General features: G+C 46.4%; 19 protein-coding genes. 11 read left to right on the forward strand and 8 right to left on the reverse strand.

All coding sequences use genetic code 11. From position 1 onward, the window contains the following. Positions 1–128: 128 nt before the first annotated feature. Entirely contained in the window at positions 129–1,916 is a 1,788-nt protein-coding gene (locus tag ACQ4M4_RS19525) for a M61 family metallopeptidase (protein WP_430686130.1), read from the reverse strand. A 203-nt stretch (positions 1,917–2,119) separates the two neighbouring features. Further along, positions 2,120–2,320, reverse strand: a complete 201-nt coding sequence (locus tag ACQ4M4_RS19530) for a hypothetical protein (protein ID WP_430686131.1) — start codon at positions 2,318–2,320, stop codon at positions 2,120–2,122. Between the two features lie 745 nt (positions 2,321–3,065). Here ACQ4M4_RS19530 and ACQ4M4_RS19535 point away from each other — a divergent pair. From ACQ4M4_RS19535 to ACQ4M4_RS19545, 3 genes are all read left to right on the forward strand, one after another. Continuing rightward, on the forward strand, positions 3,066–4,196 hold the full coding sequence (locus tag ACQ4M4_RS19535) for a WD40 repeat domain-containing protein (RefSeq protein ID WP_430686132.1): 1,131 nt from the start codon (positions 3,066–3,068) through the stop codon (positions 4,194–4,196). Between the two features lie 121 nt (positions 4,197–4,317). Then, positions 4,318–5,124, forward strand: a complete 807-nt coding sequence (locus tag ACQ4M4_RS19540; RefSeq protein WP_430686133.1) for an SAM-dependent methyltransferase — start codon at positions 4,318–4,320, stop codon at positions 5,122–5,124. Between the two features lie 263 nt (positions 5,125–5,387). Further along, complete coding sequence (locus ACQ4M4_RS19545; RefSeq protein WP_430686134.1) at positions 5,388–5,720, forward strand: bleomycin resistance protein; 333 nt, start codon at positions 5,388–5,390, stop codon at positions 5,718–5,720. A 163-nt stretch (positions 5,721–5,883) separates the two neighbouring features. Here the strand turns inward: ACQ4M4_RS19545 and ACQ4M4_RS19550 are convergent, their stop codons facing one another. From ACQ4M4_RS19550 to ACQ4M4_RS19560, 3 genes are all read right to left on the reverse strand, one after another. Then, the gene (locus ACQ4M4_RS19550; RefSeq protein WP_430686135.1) at positions 5,884–6,210 is read right to left on the reverse strand and encodes a hypothetical protein; all 327 of its coding nucleotides are present in this window, start codon (positions 6,208–6,210) and stop codon (positions 5,884–5,886) included. Between the two features lie 352 nt (positions 6,211–6,562). Next, positions 6,563–7,522 (reverse strand): orange carotenoid-binding protein, encoded by a 960-nt coding sequence (locus ACQ4M4_RS19555; protein ID WP_430686136.1) that lies wholly within the window; start codon positions 7,520–7,522, stop codon positions 6,563–6,565. A gap of 1,117 nt (positions 7,523–8,639) precedes the next feature. Further along, complete coding sequence (locus tag ACQ4M4_RS19560; RefSeq protein WP_430686137.1) at positions 8,640–8,813, reverse strand: hypothetical protein; 174 nt, start codon at positions 8,811–8,813, stop codon at positions 8,640–8,642. A gap of 148 nt (positions 8,814–8,961) precedes the next feature. Between ACQ4M4_RS19560 and ACQ4M4_RS19565 the strand changes: the two genes are divergently transcribed. The 4 genes from ACQ4M4_RS19565 to ACQ4M4_RS19580 all read left to right on the forward strand — a co-directional run bounded on the left by ACQ4M4_RS19565 (position 8,962) and on the right by ACQ4M4_RS19580 (position 13,844). After that, complete coding sequence (locus ACQ4M4_RS19565) at positions 8,962–9,486, forward strand: CVNH domain-containing protein (RefSeq protein ID WP_430686138.1); 525 nt, start codon at positions 8,962–8,964, stop codon at positions 9,484–9,486. 570 nt (positions 9,487–10,056) lie between these two features. Next, positions 10,057–11,502, forward strand: a complete 1,446-nt coding sequence (locus tag ACQ4M4_RS19570) for a diguanylate cyclase (RefSeq protein WP_430686174.1) — start codon at positions 10,057–10,059, stop codon at positions 11,500–11,502. A 285-nt stretch (positions 11,503–11,787) separates the two neighbouring features. Continuing rightward, a complete protein-coding gene (locus tag ACQ4M4_RS19575; RefSeq protein WP_430686139.1) occupies positions 11,788–12,594 on the forward strand; it encodes a deaminase in 807 nt (268 codons plus the stop codon). A gap of 266 nt (positions 12,595–12,860) precedes the next feature. After that, complete coding sequence (locus ACQ4M4_RS19580) at positions 12,861–13,844, forward strand: HEAT repeat domain-containing protein (protein ID WP_430686140.1); 984 nt, start codon at positions 12,861–12,863, stop codon at positions 13,842–13,844. 340 nt (positions 13,845–14,184) lie between these two features. Here ACQ4M4_RS19580 and ACQ4M4_RS19585 read toward each other — a convergent pair whose 3' ends face one another. After that, positions 14,185–14,607 carry a hypothetical protein gene (locus ACQ4M4_RS19585; protein WP_430686141.1) on the reverse strand — a complete coding sequence of 141 codons (423 nt, stop codon included), beginning with the start codon at positions 14,605–14,607 and terminating at the stop codon, positions 14,185–14,187. A gap of 608 nt (positions 14,608–15,215) precedes the next feature. Further along, positions 15,216–15,416: a hypothetical protein gene (locus ACQ4M4_RS19590; protein WP_430686142.1), complete on the reverse strand. Its 201-nt coding sequence runs from the start codon at positions 15,414–15,416 to the stop codon at positions 15,216–15,218. A gap of 424 nt (positions 15,417–15,840) precedes the next feature. Between ACQ4M4_RS19590 and ACQ4M4_RS19595 the strand changes: the two genes are divergently transcribed. The 3 genes from ACQ4M4_RS19595 (at position 15,841) to ACQ4M4_RS19605 (ending at position 17,004) form a co-directional block, all read left to right on the forward strand. After that, entirely contained in the window at positions 15,841–16,140 is a 300-nt protein-coding gene (locus ACQ4M4_RS19595; protein WP_430686143.1) for a hypothetical protein, read from the forward strand. A 91-nt stretch (positions 16,141–16,231) separates the two neighbouring features. After that, positions 16,232–16,600 (forward strand): hypothetical protein, encoded by a 369-nt coding sequence (locus ACQ4M4_RS19600; RefSeq protein WP_430686144.1) that lies wholly within the window; start codon positions 16,232–16,234, stop codon positions 16,598–16,600. Continuing rightward, positions 16,600–17,004 carry a type II toxin-antitoxin system VapC family toxin gene (locus ACQ4M4_RS19605; protein WP_430686145.1) on the forward strand — a complete coding sequence of 135 codons (405 nt, stop codon included), beginning with the start codon at positions 16,600–16,602 and terminating at the stop codon, positions 17,002–17,004. The genes ACQ4M4_RS19600 and ACQ4M4_RS19605 overlap by 1 nt, the downstream gene beginning before the upstream one ends. Positions 17,005–17,147: 143 nt before the next feature. Here ACQ4M4_RS19605 and ACQ4M4_RS19610 read toward each other — a convergent pair whose 3' ends face one another. After that, the gene (locus tag ACQ4M4_RS19610; protein WP_430686146.1) at positions 17,148–17,438 is read right to left on the reverse strand and encodes a DUF433 domain-containing protein; all 291 of its coding nucleotides are present in this window, start codon (positions 17,436–17,438) and stop codon (positions 17,148–17,150) included. Between the two features lie 186 nt (positions 17,439–17,624). Here ACQ4M4_RS19610 and ACQ4M4_RS19615 point away from each other — a divergent pair, with 186 nt between their 5' ends. Next, complete coding sequence (locus tag ACQ4M4_RS19615; RefSeq protein WP_430686147.1) at positions 17,625–18,188, forward strand: Uma2 family endonuclease; 564 nt, start codon at positions 17,625–17,627, stop codon at positions 18,186–18,188. Positions 18,189–18,205: the final 17 nt, after the last annotated feature.

Raw genomic sequence — 18,205 nt, forward strand, 5'->3', positions numbered from 1 at the left:
TGGGTTTTGGATTTTGGGTTTTGGATTTTGGATTTATCGTTTGTTGTCAACATCACTCCAACCCGAAGGCTATCAAATGCCAATCCCCAATCCTCAATCCAAAATCCCCAATCCAAAATCAACCCGATTTAAGCGATCGCCTCATGGGTGATCCCCAGCCATCCGTTGAGAGCGGCTTTTTGCTCAGCCGTGGGGTTGGCAACAGGCGCAATTTGGTAGCTGGTGGGCTGAGGTGCCGCCAGGGTTAGGCTAGCGGTGCGCAGCTCGTCTTGATGAAAGAAAGTGATGTGCACTGCATCGCCGGGTTGAAAGTCTTTGAGGCGATCGCTCAGTTGATCGGCGGTTATGCGCAGACCGTTGAGGGCCAACAATTCATCGCCTGCATCGACTCCAGCCCGTTGTGCTGGGGAATTGTAGTGCACAAATTTCACCATGTCGCGCCCGTTTTCGGTTTTGACGGTCATGCCTGTGAATGGAGGAAGATTGGCAGTGTTGTCGGGCTTGAGCATTAGGCCAAAGGGTGCCAAATACTCGTCGAAGGGTAGGTCTTGGGTGGTGTGCAGGTAGCGGTGGAAGAAGTCGGCCAAGTCGGTTCCGGCGATCGCCTCAATCACCTCTTCCAACTCTTCCGGCAGGAAGCCGATTTCGTCTTTGCCAAAGCGCTGCCACATGCGCCGCATCACATCATCCATGGAGCGCTGGTTTTGGTGCTGGTTACGAATTAGCAGATCCAGCAGCAGCGTTACCATTTCCCCTTTTAGATAGTAGGAAATTTGGTTGTTGTCGCTGTTGGCATCGCGGCGATAGAGCTTAATCCACGCATCAAAGCTGGATTCGCTCAGGGGCTGCACGGTGCGCCCCGGTGTGGTCATAAACCGGGTAATTTCTTTGCTCAGCTCTTTCAAATAGGCACTGGCGTCGTACAGTCCGGCGCGAAAGGGAATGGCTAAATCGTAAAAGCTGGTGGTGCCTTCGCTAAACCACAGCGAGGGGGTGTAATTTTCCTGGTCGTAGTCGAAGACCTCTAATGCTTTGGGACGAATGCGCTTGACGTTCCACAGATGGAAAAATTCGTGGGCGACGAGCTGTATGAATCGGTTGTAGCGATCGCTCGCCCGAAAGGCAAAGCGCGAGTAGTTAAGGGTGCAGCTATCTTTGTGCTCCAGTCCGCCAAAGCCCTGGTTGGAGAGGTGCAGCAAAAAAAGGTAGCGATCGTAGGGCAAGCCACCAAACAGGTTGCTTTCGACCTCAATCACTTTTTGCGTATCTTTGATCAGCTGCTGCGCGTCGTAGTTGCCCTGACCCCAAATCACGAACTGATGCGGCTTCCCTTCTACTTCAAAGTTAAAGCGGGCGTGTTCTCCCACTTCTACGGGTGTATCCACCAGGGTATCGAAGTCGGCAGCCTGAAAGGTGTGGGGCATATCGGCAACGGCGGGCAGGGTGGTGGCCACATGCCAGGAATCGCGAGGGGGCACAACGGTGAGTCGATGGGGAAGGTGCTGCTGACCGGGAATATAGAAGAAGATAGCGGCTCCATTAAAGTAGCCGTGAGTGCCATCCAAATGGTTGGTGCGAACGGTGAGTTCGTTGGCAAAGAGGCGATAGGTCACGGTGATGGGCTCGGCACTGGCTGCATCAATTTGCCAGTGGTTTTTGCCGAGCTTGCGCCAAGTGAGCGGTTGGCCCTGGCTGGTGGCGGCAAACTCTTGCACGTGGCGGGCGTACTCGCGCACTAGGTAGGAGCCGGGTGTCCACACGGGCATTTTGAGATCGAGTTGGGGCGATCGCCATCCCGAAATGGTGAGCGTAACCTCAAATAAATGCGACTCGGGATTGGACATGGCGACCTGATAGTGGAGGCCAACGTTGGTTTGCGATTGCAGTTCTGGCGGTTGCTGGGTTGCTTTTGTCATGAGATTTCGGATGAGGCGATAGGTGGCGATCGAAGAAACGCGCAAGAAAAAAGCGTGAGAAATCGCATTATAGTCAATTTCTCACGCCTTCATTGTTCGCAAACACGCGGTAAACAGGCTCACCAGGGATGGGCACTCCAGGTTTGTGGCCCTCACCCTAAATCCCTCTCCCAAAATTGGGAGAGGGACTTTGAAAGCTAGCGTTAGCGCACCAATACCGTCATCACTTTGCCGTTGGCAAATGGTGCGGGAATGATGGGGGTGAACTTGGCGCGATCGCTCACCAGCTCTTTCACCATCATTTCATTCATGATGTGAACCACTTGCTCCCGCGTGCCAATAATCCAAATCTGCGGCTTGTCGGCCTGATGCGTCGGCAACAGGTCGTTAAATTCTGAACTCATATTCGGTTCCTCGCTAATGCAATGGAGATGTGTAGAGAAGAAAAAGCTTAAGGCGTGGTACCCAACCACGTGTGTAGCATTAGCGAGGTGAAACGATAAAATCGATCCAGCCTAGCCCTCTGCCCAGTACAGAGAGTTAGGTTAGCTGGTTAGGCAGTGCTGCTAACACTCCTAACTAGCGTCCTCACCTTAAGCCTGTCCTTTGCAATTACCGGAACGAATTCCGGTATCGCTCACCATAAAACAAAACGCCAGGGGAACACAAGTATCACCTGGCGTTTTGTTATGAATTCTTGATCTTTCACCAAACCACCAACCAACCCCACAACTCACCTAAAGATATGTGGAAAGATTCTAGCGATACATCTTGCTCAGGATATTATGCAGATTATTTCCGCATAAGCATTGAATTTGGAATATTATGCCGAATCATTCCGCCTATCCACCCTAATTTATGATCTTATGCAGAAATTTTCCGTCTATTAATAGTTATTTCGGCCCTTTTTGTTAGTAATAAATGTTAGCGCTGGGGAACCCTATTAGTAAGCGGGCGAAATAACAAACTCGCTGGAGCCGACGAACACCGCTAGCCCGACGACGTCGTACTCGACGGCGTTCGCGGCTCAGCTCGAACGTTCGACTGCCAAATTGCTGATGTTGGTGCTGCCGTGACTTGAAAGTTACCTGTGAGTTTTACGGGTAATGTTAGAAAGTTGGTAAGCCTTGAAATTGAGGATTGATAGATTTGGAAATCCAAAGAGTATCTCAATGGCAAATTCAGCAATCAATTACTAGCCTTGCTTTTCAGGCTGGAACCTCACGTCTGTTTACCGGAAACCAGGCTGGAAATATACACTACTATGACTTTAAAGGTGGTCTAGAAGTTGCAACTCTTCAGTGGCATAAATCTCCAGTAGTAGAATTGAGTTGTTGTGAAAACTATCTATACTCTTTTGATAAGTTGCAAAATCTTGCTTGTTGGAATATCAACACGCTTCAAGTTGAACGAACTCACACTCTCTCCATAGAGAACATTCCAATCTATGGACGGACAGCAGTGCAAGATTATAGCTCAACTTCATCAGTTCCTTGGACAGTAGAATTTGCTCAGTTTACCCCCAATGGTGAATATCTCATATTCGGAATTTATCAGCTCCCTCGAAATATTTTTACTAAAGTATTATCCACACTTTATATGGTGGATACTAAAACTGCATCACTTGTAAGAACGTTCGACTGGGGATTATGTGGCGATGGACATATTGATACAATCGCAATTTCTAAAGATGGTACACAACTAGCCGCCAGCGGATTAGATATTCATTTTTCCTCTCTCGGCGAGCCGTTAGTTTACCATGAGCTTATTTACCAGTGGTGCATTGAGGATGGTGAGTGTGTCTGCAACTATGGCTATGACCCCATAGATAAACCAGGCGAGCACACAAGAATTGGTCTTGCTTTTTCGCCAGATAATCAGAAGATTTTACTCTCTCAAGGTGATGGGATTGGTGGACTTTCTCTGTGGGATGTACCACCTCTGGAAAGCCGCTGTATGCCTGTTAGGGCTGAGTATTGGGAAAACAGGCTATTTCTGGATTCATCTGGAATAGTTGATTGGTCACCCACTAATGATTTTGTTGCCCTTGGTTCACCAGATGGCTTTCTGCGTTTTGTTGATATCGAGAATGCTGCAATACTTTCTAAACCACCGTTTTCTTGGTCTGCCGAACAATCTGTTCATATTAAAAATGTTGCAGTTCTTCTTGAGCAACAGGTTTTTCAATCTGGTATCGAACAATTGTGGTTTTCACAAACTGGTGAGTTTCTCGCCTTAAGTTCTCAAGATTTGATGCTTGAAGTTTGGCAAATCTTGTAAAACAAGGGTGCAAACATTATTGTGCAACCACACTGAGCATGTACTTCAGAAGTTTATGGCACAGTCGAACACTGCGTTGGAACGGCGGAACAGGAGCGATCGGTTAGGCTGCAAAGGTTGCTTGCCGCCGCTCAACTGCGCCGTTAAACGGCAGGAGTCTCTTGGAATAAGAGCTATGAATACAGACGCTCAAACAGAGTACATTGCCGCCTTGATTGATTTACACCGTGGGCTTGAGCATAAAGGGCCAGGTGACTCTGACTTCTCGCGCAATATTTTGAGCACTCTTTCTACTTTGCCGCTCAAGCCACACATTGCGGATCTAGGATGTGGAAGCGGTGCCAGTGCATTGCTGCTTGCACAACACTACCAAAGCCCTGTCATGGCAGTAGATGCTTCATCTGTGTTTATTGAAGAACTCAAAGTTCGTGCAAAACAGGTCGGTCTTGAGCATCTCATTATTCCGGTTCATGGCGACATGGCTAAACTCGATTGGCCAGCCGGGTTACTTGACCTGCTGTGGTCAGAGGGAGCGGCTTATAATCTTGGGTTTGAGCAGGCTCTTAAAATTTGGCGATCGCTTCTTATAGATAGCGGCATTGCCGTCATATCAGAACTGAGTTGGTTTGCGGATAATGTGCCAGAGCCTGCTAGCACCTATTGGCAAAACGCCTATCCCATGATGGGTACCGAGGCTGAGAATATCAATCGGGCTAATCGATCTGGATTTAGTGTACTTTCTACCCATCGATTGCCAAATCAAGCTTGGTGGGTCAATTATTATGAACCATTGCGTCAGCGGATGGGGCAAATCGAACTCACCCCAATGACTCAACTCGTTATTCATGAAACTGAAGAAGAGATGAGACTGTTTGAGAAATTCAGCGAGTTCTATGGTTATACATTCTATATTCTGCAAGCAACCTAAGAAAAAAAGCCGTTTGACAGTTCAAATGCAGGCCAACAGTGAAATAGGGCTGAATTCGGAGCTGACTGCCGCCGCTAATTTGAGCCGGGTTTTAGGATCTGGTTTTTAATGGTGTCGAGGTACTTACAAATTTGCAACGACTGAACAACACCGTCAGACAGTCATGGATTTGATACAGAGATTATCTGTGGCGGGTGATGGCACCCTTATGCCACTAGACCAGTCACATCACATGCCAACCCTCTAAATAGAAAGTGATCCTCATGCCTGAAGAACTTGTCCCAATTTTTCGCGTTGTAGATGCCCGTGAAACGGCAAAATGGTATGCCCGGCTTGGGTTTGTTGTTGAAGGAGAACACCGCTTTGCTCCGGGGTTTCCCTTGTATCTATTTCTACGTCGCGGGTCAAATGCGCTTCACCTATCAGAACACGAAGGCGACGCCAGACCAAATACGCTCGTCTACTTATACGTCGATAGTGTTGATGAAATTGCTGCTGAGTTTAATGCCGAAATTGAGGATCAACCGTGGGCACGCGAAGTCAAACTAACCGATCCTGATGGAAACCGATTACGCATTGGACAATTAAAGAATTGATTCTAAAGCATTGATCCGCGAACTTACCCCACTGCCAAAAGACGTGGAATAATAACTTGATTCGAGCAGGTTTGCAGCAGGAATAGGCATTATGGAAGAAGTCCTGGCAACTGCTCAACCAATCCTTGAGCGAGATTAGTAGCTGTTGAAATGCAATTTCCACCTACATTCGCGCCAGTGCCGCAACCTTAGCCAGCTTGTCCTGAGCGAGTCCTTCCAAGTCGCTCATGTTGAGCCAACCCTCCTTCAGCAATCCTGCAAAGATAAAGATCAGAGCAGAGTAGGAGTAGTCATACTTACCCTCCATTTCATGCCTTTTAGCGCTTAAAAAGTTGTGCAATCGCCAGAGATCTTCTACTTCTGCGATCGCTCCTGCTTCCTCTCGAACTTGTTTCAGCAACGCCGCAACCTCTCGCTTATAAGCTTCACCAAAAGCGGTTCGAGCAATTTTCTTCTCCAAATCCGTCCAGTTCGATTCACTCACGTGCATGGTTCGATCTAAAACTTGTACAGCAGTTCGGTTGAATACAGCCTTTTCAGACTAGTGATATAAAAATGGAGTGCAGGATCTCCGCCTGGAAGCGAAGCCCACGCACTGTGCATCTAAGTCATCTAAACAATGTTAGGACTTACGCACTTCATCCAAAAAACCAGGGGACTGAATGATGGTTGGGGCACTAAGCTTCCCAAACATCATGCAACTGCGTAAGTCCTGAATGTAAAAAACGCTGTAATTGCGTTTACTCAGAAGAATTGAGCGTCCGTGGTTAGAACGCTCATTGCGATCGTTAATGATGAATCGTTAACGATGAATTGACAGTCAATAGTTTACGAACAGTCTTCTAGCGCATCAAGTTCAGTAGCTCTTTAGGAGAAGCCAGTAGATCGATCGCAACAAAGAAGATTTTGTCTTCAGGGTTGAGCAAAAACCGCCATGCCATGTTCATTCCCACTGCGGCGCCAAACCAGGGGGTTTGTACCTTACCTGTGACTTTAACTTGGGTGTAACCGTCATCTGCAGGTTCAGCAACACCCCGTTCAGGAAGCAGATTGAGGTTCTGACACTCTTCACGGAAAAACTGCATGATTGCATTCTTGCCCACGATCGGTCTCTGGAAAGGAGGCTGCAAAGCACCATCTTCGGCAAACAACTTGATCAGCTCTTCAAAGTCATTCGCATTCAGGTTGTTCATATAGCTCAATACGGTTGGGTGATTGAGACCCTGAATGGTGACTTTGGTGCGCTTAGACATTTCTTTCGGCGCAACCACCGGTTCAGAAACTCTGGTGTAACCACCCAGCTTATTTGCATCAAACCCCATATTTACTACCGAGTTCCGTAGGGCGGTGATTTGCTGCCCCTGATCAAGGGTTTTGAGAGTTTCTAAAACAGCAGTTGCATTGGCAGAAAGCTTATAGCCCGACGGAATGGGTGCGACAATGCCCTGCTCCATCCATTTCCCAAGCTGATTCCAAAATCCCAGCTTGATGTTTGGCGACCAAGTGGCATAAATGCGGCAAATGGGGGTATCTGCATGGTTTGCCAGATCGCACATGACCTGAGTCTGCTCCTCAAAGGTCATCTGCTTGATCTGGTTTAGGGTTCCTTCAGCAAACTGCATACTGGCTGCGCCAGGAGCTGCAACTGTAATCGTTTTGCCCATTTCCAGGAAGGCAAACCACGTCCATGCAAGCTGGTCTTCGGCACTTAACTGGTTGAAGCGTGCGTTGAGTGCAGGAACAGCATCAGCTGACAAGGTTCCGGGGAAAATACTGCGAGCGGAATCGATTGTAATTGCCATAAGGAGGGGTACCTCGTTGAATTTTCAGCAAACTGAATCGTGAAGCAGAACATCCTTGCGGTGTAGTTCTGCCTTTTCTTGTTCTTTGTAACAAATTTATCACATTTTGTTACAAAAGTTAAAACTTTTTAAGGCTTTCCTGTACGGCTTTTGCTACGTCATTAGCTAGAAAAAGCCGTAGCTCTACGCTCATGGGGTTTTCCACCAACTAACCCGTCGCTGCTTGGGAACGCTGCAAGCTGGTCGGCTGAGTTGCATAGGCTATCTGCTTCCAGTGAGCTTGGTCGTTGGGTAGCTCTGCGCCCTCAAGGAGACTCACCGTTTCCAACCAGCTACGAACGCTTATGCCAAATCAACCCTCACCTAGTGGGCACATCTGCGAAATCCTGCTGTTGATCTACCTGAATTTAGAGTAGATCTACAGCACCCTCGTTATTAATTGGGTCATACGGGGTGGATCTACAGCAAAGTAGCCGTTGAGCCATCCAAATCTGGGTAACTCAAGAGCAAAGCTCTGTAGAATCAATCGGCATCCAGCAAATTTGATTCTGAATTGCTAGTTATGCAAGGAAAATAAATGATTCAAAAGATACTTTAAGACTCTTTTGCGGCAAAATGGGAGCTGGCGAATCTAATGTTGTCCCATAAAACATCTCAAGAATGAAATGCAAATTTAGTATCTAAGGATGATTGGTTACTAGCTATTTATCCTGAAGGAATACAGAATTTCGATGATTATTTAAAGTATTCGATAGATTTTTATGCGCTGGCTACTTCAGGGAGCTTTAATAATTTGGCTACTATTTTTCTCTCTTTTAGTTTGGATAGTTCAATTTAATAAGTATGGTGATTTAAGCATTGTTGACTGTGATAGAGATGCTGAAACCGTCTTTGTAAGTTTCATATTCCTAATCTGGCTGACGACTCTGCTAATTTGGGTAATCAATCTGGCTTTCAAGTATCGGTACAGAAAGAAGCCTTTTTGGTTTATTGGTGGGTTGTCGGCATTTCTTTCGATCGCATTCATTCCCAAATTTGTAGAATGGCTTCACTACAATGCAGAACTTTCGCAGCGTTGCCCATAGTTCTCCATCATCGACTAAACGCTGCAGCATAGTCATTCTGGTGCAGCGGATTGACCAAAGCTGCGGCGGGTAGTGGGCATGGTTACCTTTTGCATGCTGAGTTGAGGTTTGAGCAAGGCACTCCATTCATGCTGCACATTGATTGCGTTGCGATCGCCCACAACACTCAAAAGCTGTGTCGTGGAACCTGATGAATTGTTAGCCACTACCACGCCATGGGAATACTGCTATTCAAGCTGAACGACTCGACAGGCAGCATTGTAAACCATGGAAGCCATTCTAACCGCCATCCAACACATACCATTAACGACCATTCTCATTTTGGCAGGATTGCTATTTGTCCTCCTGGGTTTTGTGACCAAGCTGGGAGGCTTTATTGAGGTATCCGCCGAGCAAAAACGGTGGACGATTCCCATGGGTTTGTTCGTTCTGGCCCTTGGTTTAGTACTCCACTTAAAAACGCCTCCCACTGGGACAATTTCTGCACCCGCATCAGCCTCTTCTTCCCTGGCTTCTCAGCCTGAAGCAGCCCATACAGTGATGAATATTTCGCATCTACCTGCCAGCACCTATCAAGATAGCTGCGAGAACATTTCAATTTCCGGCGATTTGCTATCTGCATTCTGTCGAACCAGGAGTGGCGATTTCGTTCAAACTTCCATCGTCTTGAGAGGAATTGATAACGTTAACGGGATGCTGGTTGCCACAAACTTCACTCAGCCCAGCACGTATCAAGACAGTTGCAATCAACTCTCCATCAACGGAAATATCCTAACAGCATTTTGTGAAACAGGTGACGGAAGGAAAAAACAAACCACCATCTCCTTGAGCGGAATTGGAAATGATGATGGGATGCTGGTATATCCAGGTCATGAATGACGAATTATCGGCGTTGCCCAATACATATCCCTAAAACCTTGGTTGGAAAGGTTTTGAGTTGATAATCCCAGCAGCAATTTAAGAAGATGAGTGGATGGTTGTTGTAGAAGGGCGACTTTACTGCCTTCTACAACAACCATCCGCATATTTAGAACATCACCGTGGTAGGAGACACTCCATCAGACATTGCAGTTGTCGGGTGGCGATCGCAACAAGTTTTAGTTTCTCTCCAGTTGGTGGTGGGGAACGTTCACACGAATGTTCCCAAAAGTTTTGCTGACAACATTTAAAGCCACAATCTTGTCACATAGTTTCGGTATCTTTCAAAGTTTAAGGGTGCGATCGCTCTTGCTATGGGGTAGGGCGACGTACAAGCATTTCTCCACCGATCCAGTTTCTTCCTGTTGACGGCTAGAACGGCTAAGTTTCTCAAGCTAAAAGAGCGACAGAGATACAAATACTAAAACTATGCAATTCATTCGTCGTGTATGGCACGGGTTGTGGCCGCCCGTTTCAGAAAACGTCTCTGGTTGGCGCTGGCTGGCACAGGTGCTAACAATTGCCTGTTCCATGGCTGGTTCAGAAGTTTTAGGCACCCAGTTCACAACCCTATCAGAAAATGTGAACGCCATATGGTTTCCTGACGCAATTGCCTTGGCAGCGACCCTAATTTGGGGACCTCAAATTTGGTTTGGCATCTTGCTTGGATCGCTAGGCGCTGGGCTCATGTCTTTCAGCCTTAGTCCACTCATGGTCGCCTGTCTCATCTTCTTCGCAATTGGAAATGTCTTCACTGCGATCGCCAGCGCGGCGCTTATTCAAACTACCACAGGAACACGATACCCTTTTTTGAAAGCAACCCATGTCCTCGTATTCATTGCATTTGGCGTTTGTCTCAATCAACTTTTCAATGCAATGATTGACACATCTTTCCTAAGCCTTGCATCCGTCATGACGTGGTCTAATGCAGGGATCTTGACCCGGTGGATTTCGGGTAGTGTAGGCAGCCTAATTGCAACTCCACTACTATTAACATGTTACTTTCGCATCTACGGCCCTTTGAAATATGGGCAACCACCCAAGCTTCAACCAATAAGCTGGGAGCCAATTGTCTGGATCAGTTTGCTCTTCGTTGTTAGTAAGCTTGTCTTTTTTCATCAAGTTTCTATCGAGTATCTGATTCTTGCCCTACTCGTTTGGTCAGCTTTTCGCTTTTCAAGATTCTTCACCAAACTCACAATCGTAATCGTAAGTTTGGGAGCCGTGATAGGAACATCCCAAGGCCAAAGTGCCTTTACCGAAGCAGATCCAGTTCAGTCCGTCTTGTTCTTAGGTTCATTCATTAGCACTATTTCCATCACCCCACTCTTCTTAATGAGCCTTTTAGAAGAGCGTTTTCAGTCTGTAAAAGCGCTGGAGCAGACGAACCAAGAATTGGAAATTCAAGTCATTCAAAGAACTCGTGCCCTGTCTGCGGCAAATGCACAACTCCGAAAAACTTCCGGTACCGATTCTTTGACTCAATGTTTCAATCGTTTAAAAATCGACGAAATTTTAGACTACAACCTGACTTTACATCATCGATACGAACAGAGATTTAGCGTCATCCTGTTTGATTTGGATCACTTCAAGGCTGTGAATAATCACTATGGACATGTGATCGGCAATACGCTCTTAATTGAAGTGGTTCGTCTTTGTCAAAGCTGCTTGCGGAGTACCGATGTTCTGGGGCGATGGGGTGGCGAAGAGTTTATTGTTATCTGCCCAAATACCAATTTAACGGATGCCAATAATCTCGCTGAACGGTTACGAAAAACTCTGGCCGCTAGATATTTTGAACCGGTTGGGTATACCACAGCGAGCTTTGGCATTGCTGAATGTGATTCCCATCATGCATTGCCAAAGGATTTGATTCGTCATGCAGATACAGCGCTGCGTAAGGCGAAGGCAAAGGGACGAAATTGCACCGTGGCGCACCAGGGTCTGACGGACTCGGCCAATGGACAAAGCCGATAGCGGAAACTGATGCGATCGCTCACCTCCATAAGTGACACAGTTCAATCATTTGTTGTGGGTTTCGACGCCGACAAATGATTCAAACCCATGAGGATTCTGGACAAACCTCGTATAAAAATATGCGGAAAGTTTCTTGCGATTCAGCCCCAGCAGCATATTATGCAGAAATAATCTGCATAAGTATTAAATGCAGGGAGTTATGCCGAATCTTTCTTTCCATACACCTAATATGGGATCTTAGGCGGAAATTTTCCGTCTATTAAATAGTTATGCATACAAAATGATATGACGAAAATATTTTCAAAAACAGACTTCATGAAAATGGCAATTGAGGAACACCTCAAATGTACGAAATATCCTCGAGTGGGGGCTGTGATCGCGAAAAGCGGAGAACTTCTTGCAACTGGCTATCGTGGTGAACGGGGCAATGACCACGCTGAACGTGTAGCAATAGAGAAATTATGTGCCGATCAACTTCATGACTCAACTATCTACACAACTTTAGAGCCGTGCGTCAAACTATTTGATGACCAAGATATTCAATCTTGTGCAGAGTTAATAATCAACTCAGGAATAACTGAAGTTGTTATAGGTGTCTTAGACCCCAACGGAACGATTTATTCACAAGGATTTAGAAAGTTGTTAGAAAATAATATAAGCGTAAGTTTCTTTAATAGAAAGTTACGAGCTGCTGTTGAGGAAGAAACGTTTGAATATGGAGAAATCCACAAAATCTACGGTAATGGCAAGAGACGTGTCCCAGTAGTTCAGAGTGGGATAAGTATTGAAGTGCATTTCAGTAAAACAGATTTACGAAGCATCTCTATAAAATGGGCTACTTTACAGCCAACTCATGGATGTGTAGATCTTTCGAGTAATAACGGAGCTGTAAGAGTGGCTGCTGGAGCAAGCAGCTTTGGAGACATCACTGATCCAATGGTTTTCAGGTTTCCTAGTCACTTTGCAAGAATGAAAAAAGGAATGATTGCAATTGTACAACCAGTCGGATCGACCTTTTTCGTACTCATTAAATTAATTGACATATTTGAAAATGACATAACATTTCAATGGGAAGTGAGAAATCAAAACTAATCTATTTAAATTGTATTTTCTGGCAATTCTCTTCAATCAATGTACGCATAACAAGTCGCTGCACCGGAACGCCGCAAGCCGGTTATTTAAAGCCTGCGTCCGGTGAGCTTGGTCGTTAGCGTGGTATTTGGATGGTGAGATCAATACTCTGGAAATAAGGGTTTAAGTCATTTGAAGGGAAATACTTTTGGGAGAAAGGTGCATTTGCAGGCTGTCTGAAGGAACTATGTATCATCATGGTTATTCAAGCCCAGTTAGGTACATGAATGATGACAAATCTCCCCCTTGGTTTCAATGACCCTAAAGTAGGTTTATCAACGCTGCACGAAAACCATGAGTGGTTTACCAATATCTGCCGACACTGCCCAGGCAATTTATTCAGAGACAAAAAACTGCAACCTGCATGGCAAAACTGGCTGGCGCGACACCCTGATCGATGGTTTCGGCAAGAGCTTGCCTGCAATCCTTCTTTGCTTCCAGACAATATTGCCCTTCTGGCAAGGGATGACAATGCCAATATACGCTCGTCAATTGCTCGCAATCAATCAACCTCTTCTGAGCTATTGCAGCATCTAGCAACTGACCCCTCACGTAGCGTCCGCTTAAATGTTGCTTATCACAGCAATGCACCTACAGCAGCGCTCATACACTTAGCTACAGATCACGATTGGGCTGTTCGTTCGAGCGTTGTTCGCAACCTGAATACATCAGCAGAAGTGCTCATAAATTTGGCTAACGATGCGGATGAACGGGTTCGTCGCGCCGTTGCCGAACATCCAAATATTCCTTCAGAGATATTAATTCAACTTTTCAATGATTCCAGCAAGTTAGTTCGTCGAGTTGCGGCTCAGCATCCGAAGGTGCCCCTTGATTTGTTAGAGGAATTAGCAAATAGCCCAGACTATTTCTTACGTTCTGGCGTAGCTAGGAATCCGGGTACATCAGCCGAGCTATTAGTTCAATTATCCGACGAGGAAGATATAGGCATTCTTAACGATGTTGCTAAGCATCCCAACACCCCGATTGAAGTATTAGTCTGCTTGGCAAGTTGTAGTTACGAATATGATACTGTTCATTTCCATATTGCTAGAAATCGCAATACACCTAGCGATATCTTAGCCAAATTAGCACATCATCATAGTAGAGATGTCGTTTACGAAGTGAGTCACAATCCTAATGCTTCAAAAGATACCAAGGAAGTCGCTTTTGAGAACTATAAGAATCATCTCCCTCCGTATCCCATAACTTAATGTGATTTGGGCAAGGTGGGAGGAACTTCTGGCACAGCGCGAGGGCTAACCCCTCGGTGCAGCGGATTGATGGGCAAGCCTGGCACTGAGTTTAAGGTTGTCTGCGATCGCTGGCTTTTGCTGTTATAGCTGTCGCCAGCTTAGTTGGGACAAGGACATTTTTGGGGAATGGCAAAGCCATTCCCCAAAAATGTCCTAATCAAACTGGCCATCGCTATAGCTGTAGATCTTGCATGAAGTTGGAAAAAGCTATATATACAGGGAATATCAGTACCGCTGAGTGCATGAGCTGGCTTGATACTTAATATTGTTCAATCTCACATGGCCCTTTAGCAAAAGCTTATTTTTTTGGGAAGGTGAAGACATGAATCCGTGGCAAGTTGGTATGTTCTTGAGACGATGCTCCAAGTGGGGCATCAATATCCTTTCTGTTTTCATGATCGTCGGCGGTCTGCACCTCACCTTTTTGGGAGAAGACCAAGACGACAGCCTGATTGGGGCGACCAATATTATCCTTGGGGCGACTCTCTTTTCCCTTGTTGAAGATTAGCAGGTGAGCCGATAGGTGTCTGTGGATCAGCCCTTTCAAGCAAGGCGGATTGAGCGACTTGTAACCATCAGGGGAAGTTTCTTTTGGTAGGGGTTTCAGATTCTTAGATAGAGTGAGTACTCTCCACAACTTGAAAGATTCCTGATAGCGATCGCCAAAAGCCTCAATGCGATCGCCGATCTCGTCGTGTGTATTCTCCGCTTTAACTTCCACTACCCCATCGATAATTTTTCACGAAAGTAACTTGGTATTGATGCAAAGATTATCTGCGGCGGGTGATGGGCGCCGTTATACAGTTAGTACTTCAGGTCAGGATTTAGCTTCCGTTCTGGGTGCCAAAGTCTGGTCTAGGTAGGTTTTGCAGTTTTGCAATGATGAATGACTGTTTCGGTAGATCACAGCTATTGAGAGGTGCATTTTTCACTATCAGTTTCTTGTGGGGTGGCTTTCTATCCAGACCATGGTGTGGATTATTCCACGCTGTCATGATGGACATCCGCATGGTGAAAGGTTGGGAAGCGCCGTTCCCTTGCACTGCTGGGTCTAGCCATTGTTTGAATATTTGAATATGGCAAAAGCTTTTGGCGGCGATCGCACTCCTGACACCCACACAGCAAGCCTCCAATTCCGAATTCCAAACTGCGAATTCCGAATTACCTCATGTTGGAATCAGGGGCGATCGCCCTCTGGCACAGTTGGAAGACGCTGCTCAACCCACAGCAGCTAGCACCAAGCAGGCCAAAACAGCATCTTTACTAATTCGGAATTCGGAATTCGTAGTTCGTAATTACGACTTCCGAATTCCGAATTCCAAATTATTCCTACCGCACCAACACCGTCATGACTTTGCCATGGGCAAACGGTGCCGGAATGATGGGCGTAAACCGCGCTCGGTCTTGCACCATCTCTTTCACGTACATTTCGTTCATGATGTGAACGACTTGCTCTCGCGTACCGATAATCCAAATCTGCGGCTTTTCGGGCTGGGGCACAGGCACCAGCTCGTTAAACTCCGATGTCATATTCTGTTCCTCGCTAATGCAATGGAGATGTGGAGAAGAAAAGCTTAAGGCGTGGTACCCAACCACTTATGTAGCATTAGCGAGGTGAAACGATAAAATCGATCCAGCCTAGCCCTCTGCCCAGTACAGAGAGTTAGGTTAGCTGGTTAGGCAGTGTTCCAGCACTCCTAACTAGCGTCCTCACCTTAAGCCTGTCTTTGGTTAAATCACCAGAACGAATTCCGGTATCGCACACAATAAAACAAAACGCTAAGAGAACACAAGTACCCCTCAGCGTTTTGTCATCATTTCTTGATCTTTCAACTGAACCGTTCAATCGACTCTGCAACACGCATAAAAATATATGGAAAGATTCTGGCTATACAGCTTGCTCAGCGTATTATGCAGACTGTTTCTGCACAAGTATTAAGAACGCACTGAGAGTATGAGCGAGATTACTATCACTGGCATTGCCACAAAGCAGATGTCGCAGCCTGATGACTCCGGGGATATCTATTATGCGATAAAAGCAACCGTGCAGAACAACTCAGGTCGTCCTCTAGAAGTGAATATATCAATCCAAGCAGTTGATGAAGACGACTTCGAACTAACAGACGTTTCGTTGAGTAGCGAAATTGCCGCAGATGAGACGAAAACTATCACTGATAAGACATTCATGCCACACAGCGATTACGTTCAGATTGCGAAGTGGCAGATAAAGAGCGTTAGCACATACGACGTGTAGAGCAAGCACATCGCGCAGTCATCTAACGAATTGCTACAACCGAACTTGGACATTAGCGCGATCGCTCATATTCCCCTTTCGCTTCAACCCCATGAATGTGGTGTGCCTTTGGCGATCGCTCCACTATCCCCAACATGTGTTTTTGTGGGAGAGCATTGCTGGTAATGAAAACGGTGCGATCGCTACAATGAAACAACCGTGCGATCTCTGGGGAAATATGCAAATCACGATCGACCTACCGCCAGATCTTGAGCAAGACTTGCTCCGCCAAGCAGAGCAATCGAATGTTCCATTGCAAACTTTGATTCTGCGGGCTTTACGCCAGATCATTCAAACGCCGCTTGTTTCCAGCGCTCAGTGGCCAGAGGCTATTTTGTCCTACCAGGGAATCCCTAACTTTCCAGCATTCGAGTCCTACCGAGACGAACTCCTTCCGCCCCGCGAACTGGAGCTGTTTTGATGCGCTATCTCCTTGATACCTGCGTCATCAGCGACTTCATCAAGGGTGAAGCTGGAACCACAGCCAAACTTAAACAAACGTCACCTGTTGATATTGCCATCTCAGCCATTACAGTTATGGAGTTGCATTATGGCTTGGCACTCAATCCGCAACGTGCTCAGAAAATTGAACCCGCGATCGCCAGCATTCTTTCTTCTGTGACAATTCTGCCATTCGGCGCTGTAGAAGCTGAACGGGCCGCTCAAATCCGTGCTGTGCTCAAAGCCCACGGGCAACCCATTGGTGCTTACGATGTCTTAATTGCAGCTACCGCACTTCAACATAGCCTGATGATGGTTACAGCAAACCAACGAGAGTTTGTTCGGATTTCTGGCTTGCAAACCGAAGATTGGCGACAAGCTTGATGAGCGGTCAACTAGCGCGATCGCCTAAATTTCCCTTTCCGCTTCAACCCCATGAATTGCGGTGTATCTTTGGCGATCGCTCCACCATCTCCAACATGTGTTTTTGTGGGAGAGCATTGCTGGTAATGAAAACGGTGCGATCGCTAAAACACAGCAACAGTGTGATTGTTTGGATCAATTAACTCATCAGGAATTCGATTTCGTTCAATGTACTGATTAATCTCATCTTGATGATCGCTGTAATACGTCAGCGCTCCAAAAACCTGTCCCAGTGTTAGATGTGGCATCCCTTTGAGAATTTCTTCGGGCGCAACACCCATTCGCCACGTTTCAACAATTGCCCTAACAGGTGTTCGGGTTCCCCGGATAATCGGTTCTCCGTGCAAAATCTCATCATCCCGCACAACGTAAAGATAATCTGTTGTGTGAACCATGTTTCCTTTCCAAACTGGTTATCCTACATTGTATCCCTGGCATCAATCAGCCCTCGTCACGTCTACAACTGACGCCTCTCAAATATGTGTTGAGTGATGGCGATCGCCTACTGCAACCGCACTTTCCCAATTTTTCATCAGTAGAATAGGATTTAAGCTTGAATCTGGTGAAGCTGGAGCCAGCAAATGGTACAAATTCCATCAAAACCATTAACCTTAGCGGAGTTTTTGGAATTGCCAGAAACCAAACCCGCGAGTGAGTACATTGATGGCCACATCATTCAAAAACCAATGCCACAGGGAAAACACAGTGCAATTCAGGGAGAATTGGTTCCTGCCATCAACAGCATTGTGAAGCCCAAGCGCATTGCACGGGCCTTTCCCGAATTGCGGTGTACCTTTGGCGATCGCTCCATTGTTCCCGACGTTGTAGTGTTTGTGTGGGAACGCATTCCCCGCGATGAAAACGGCGCGATCGCAAATACCTTTTCAATGGCACCCGATTGGACGATTGAAATTCTGTCGCCAGACCAAAGCCAAACAAAAGTCACCAAAAATATTCTGCACTGCCTCAAGCACGGCACCCAAATGGGTTGGTTAATCGACCCAGAAGAACAAACCGTTTTTGTTTACCGTTCCAAACAGGAAACTGAAGTGTTTGACGAGCCAAGCTCAGCTCTTCCCAAGCCATCCTTTGCTAGCGAAATGCAGCTTACTGTTCAAGACCTGTTTGCCTGGTTGCTGGAGTGACGCGCAGTTGAGCTTAA

It is taken from the genome of Leptolyngbya sp. AN02str (assembly GCF_050565595.1).
Classification (GTDB): domain Bacteria; phylum Cyanobacteriota; class Cyanobacteriia; order Elainellales; family Elainellaceae; genus Kaiparowitsia.

Bases quoted from the DNA above. Each gene is read 5' to 3' on its own strand.
- ACQ4M4_RS19525 (WP_430686130.1), bottom strand. From the start codon at position 1,916: ATGACAAAAGCAACCCAGCAACCGCCAGAACTGCAATCGCAAACCAAC.
- ACQ4M4_RS19530 (WP_430686131.1), bottom strand. From the start codon at position 2,320: ATGAGTTCAGAATTTAACGACCTGTTGCCGACGCATCAGGCCGACAAG.
- ACQ4M4_RS19545 (WP_430686134.1), top strand. From the start codon at position 5,388: ATGCCTGAAGAACTTGTCCCAATTTTTCGCGTTGTAGATGCCCGTGAA.
- ACQ4M4_RS19550 (WP_430686135.1), bottom strand. From the start codon at position 6,210: ATGCACGTGAGTGAATCGAACTGGACGGATTTGGAGAAGAAAATTGCT.
- ACQ4M4_RS19555 (WP_430686136.1), bottom strand. From the start codon at position 7,522: ATGGCAATTACAATCGATTCCGCTCGCAGTATTTTCCCCGGAACCTTG.
- ACQ4M4_RS19570 (WP_430686174.1), top strand. From the start codon at position 10,057: ATGGCTGGTTCAGAAGTTTTAGGCACCCAGTTCACAACCCTATCAGAA.
- ACQ4M4_RS19575 (WP_430686139.1), top strand. From the start codon at position 11,788: ATGACGAAAATATTTTCAAAAACAGACTTCATGAAAATGGCAATTGAG.
- ACQ4M4_RS19580 (WP_430686140.1), top strand. From the start codon at position 12,861: ATGATGACAAATCTCCCCCTTGGTTTCAATGACCCTAAAGTAGGTTTA.
- ACQ4M4_RS19590 (WP_430686142.1), bottom strand. From the start codon at position 15,416: ATGACATCGGAGTTTAACGAGCTGGTGCCTGTGCCCCAGCCCGAAAAG.
- ACQ4M4_RS19595 (WP_430686143.1), top strand. From the start codon at position 15,841: ATGAGCGAGATTACTATCACTGGCATTGCCACAAAGCAGATGTCGCAG.
- ACQ4M4_RS19600 (WP_430686144.1), top strand. From the start codon at position 16,232: ATGAATGTGGTGTGCCTTTGGCGATCGCTCCACTATCCCCAACATGTG.
- ACQ4M4_RS19605 (WP_430686145.1), top strand. From the start codon at position 16,600: ATGCGCTATCTCCTTGATACCTGCGTCATCAGCGACTTCATCAAGGGT.
- ACQ4M4_RS19610 (WP_430686146.1), bottom strand. From the start codon at position 17,438: ATGGTTCACACAACAGATTATCTTTACGTTGTGCGGGATGATGAGATT.
- ACQ4M4_RS19615 (WP_430686147.1), top strand. From the start codon at position 17,625: ATGGTACAAATTCCATCAAAACCATTAACCTTAGCGGAGTTTTTGGAA.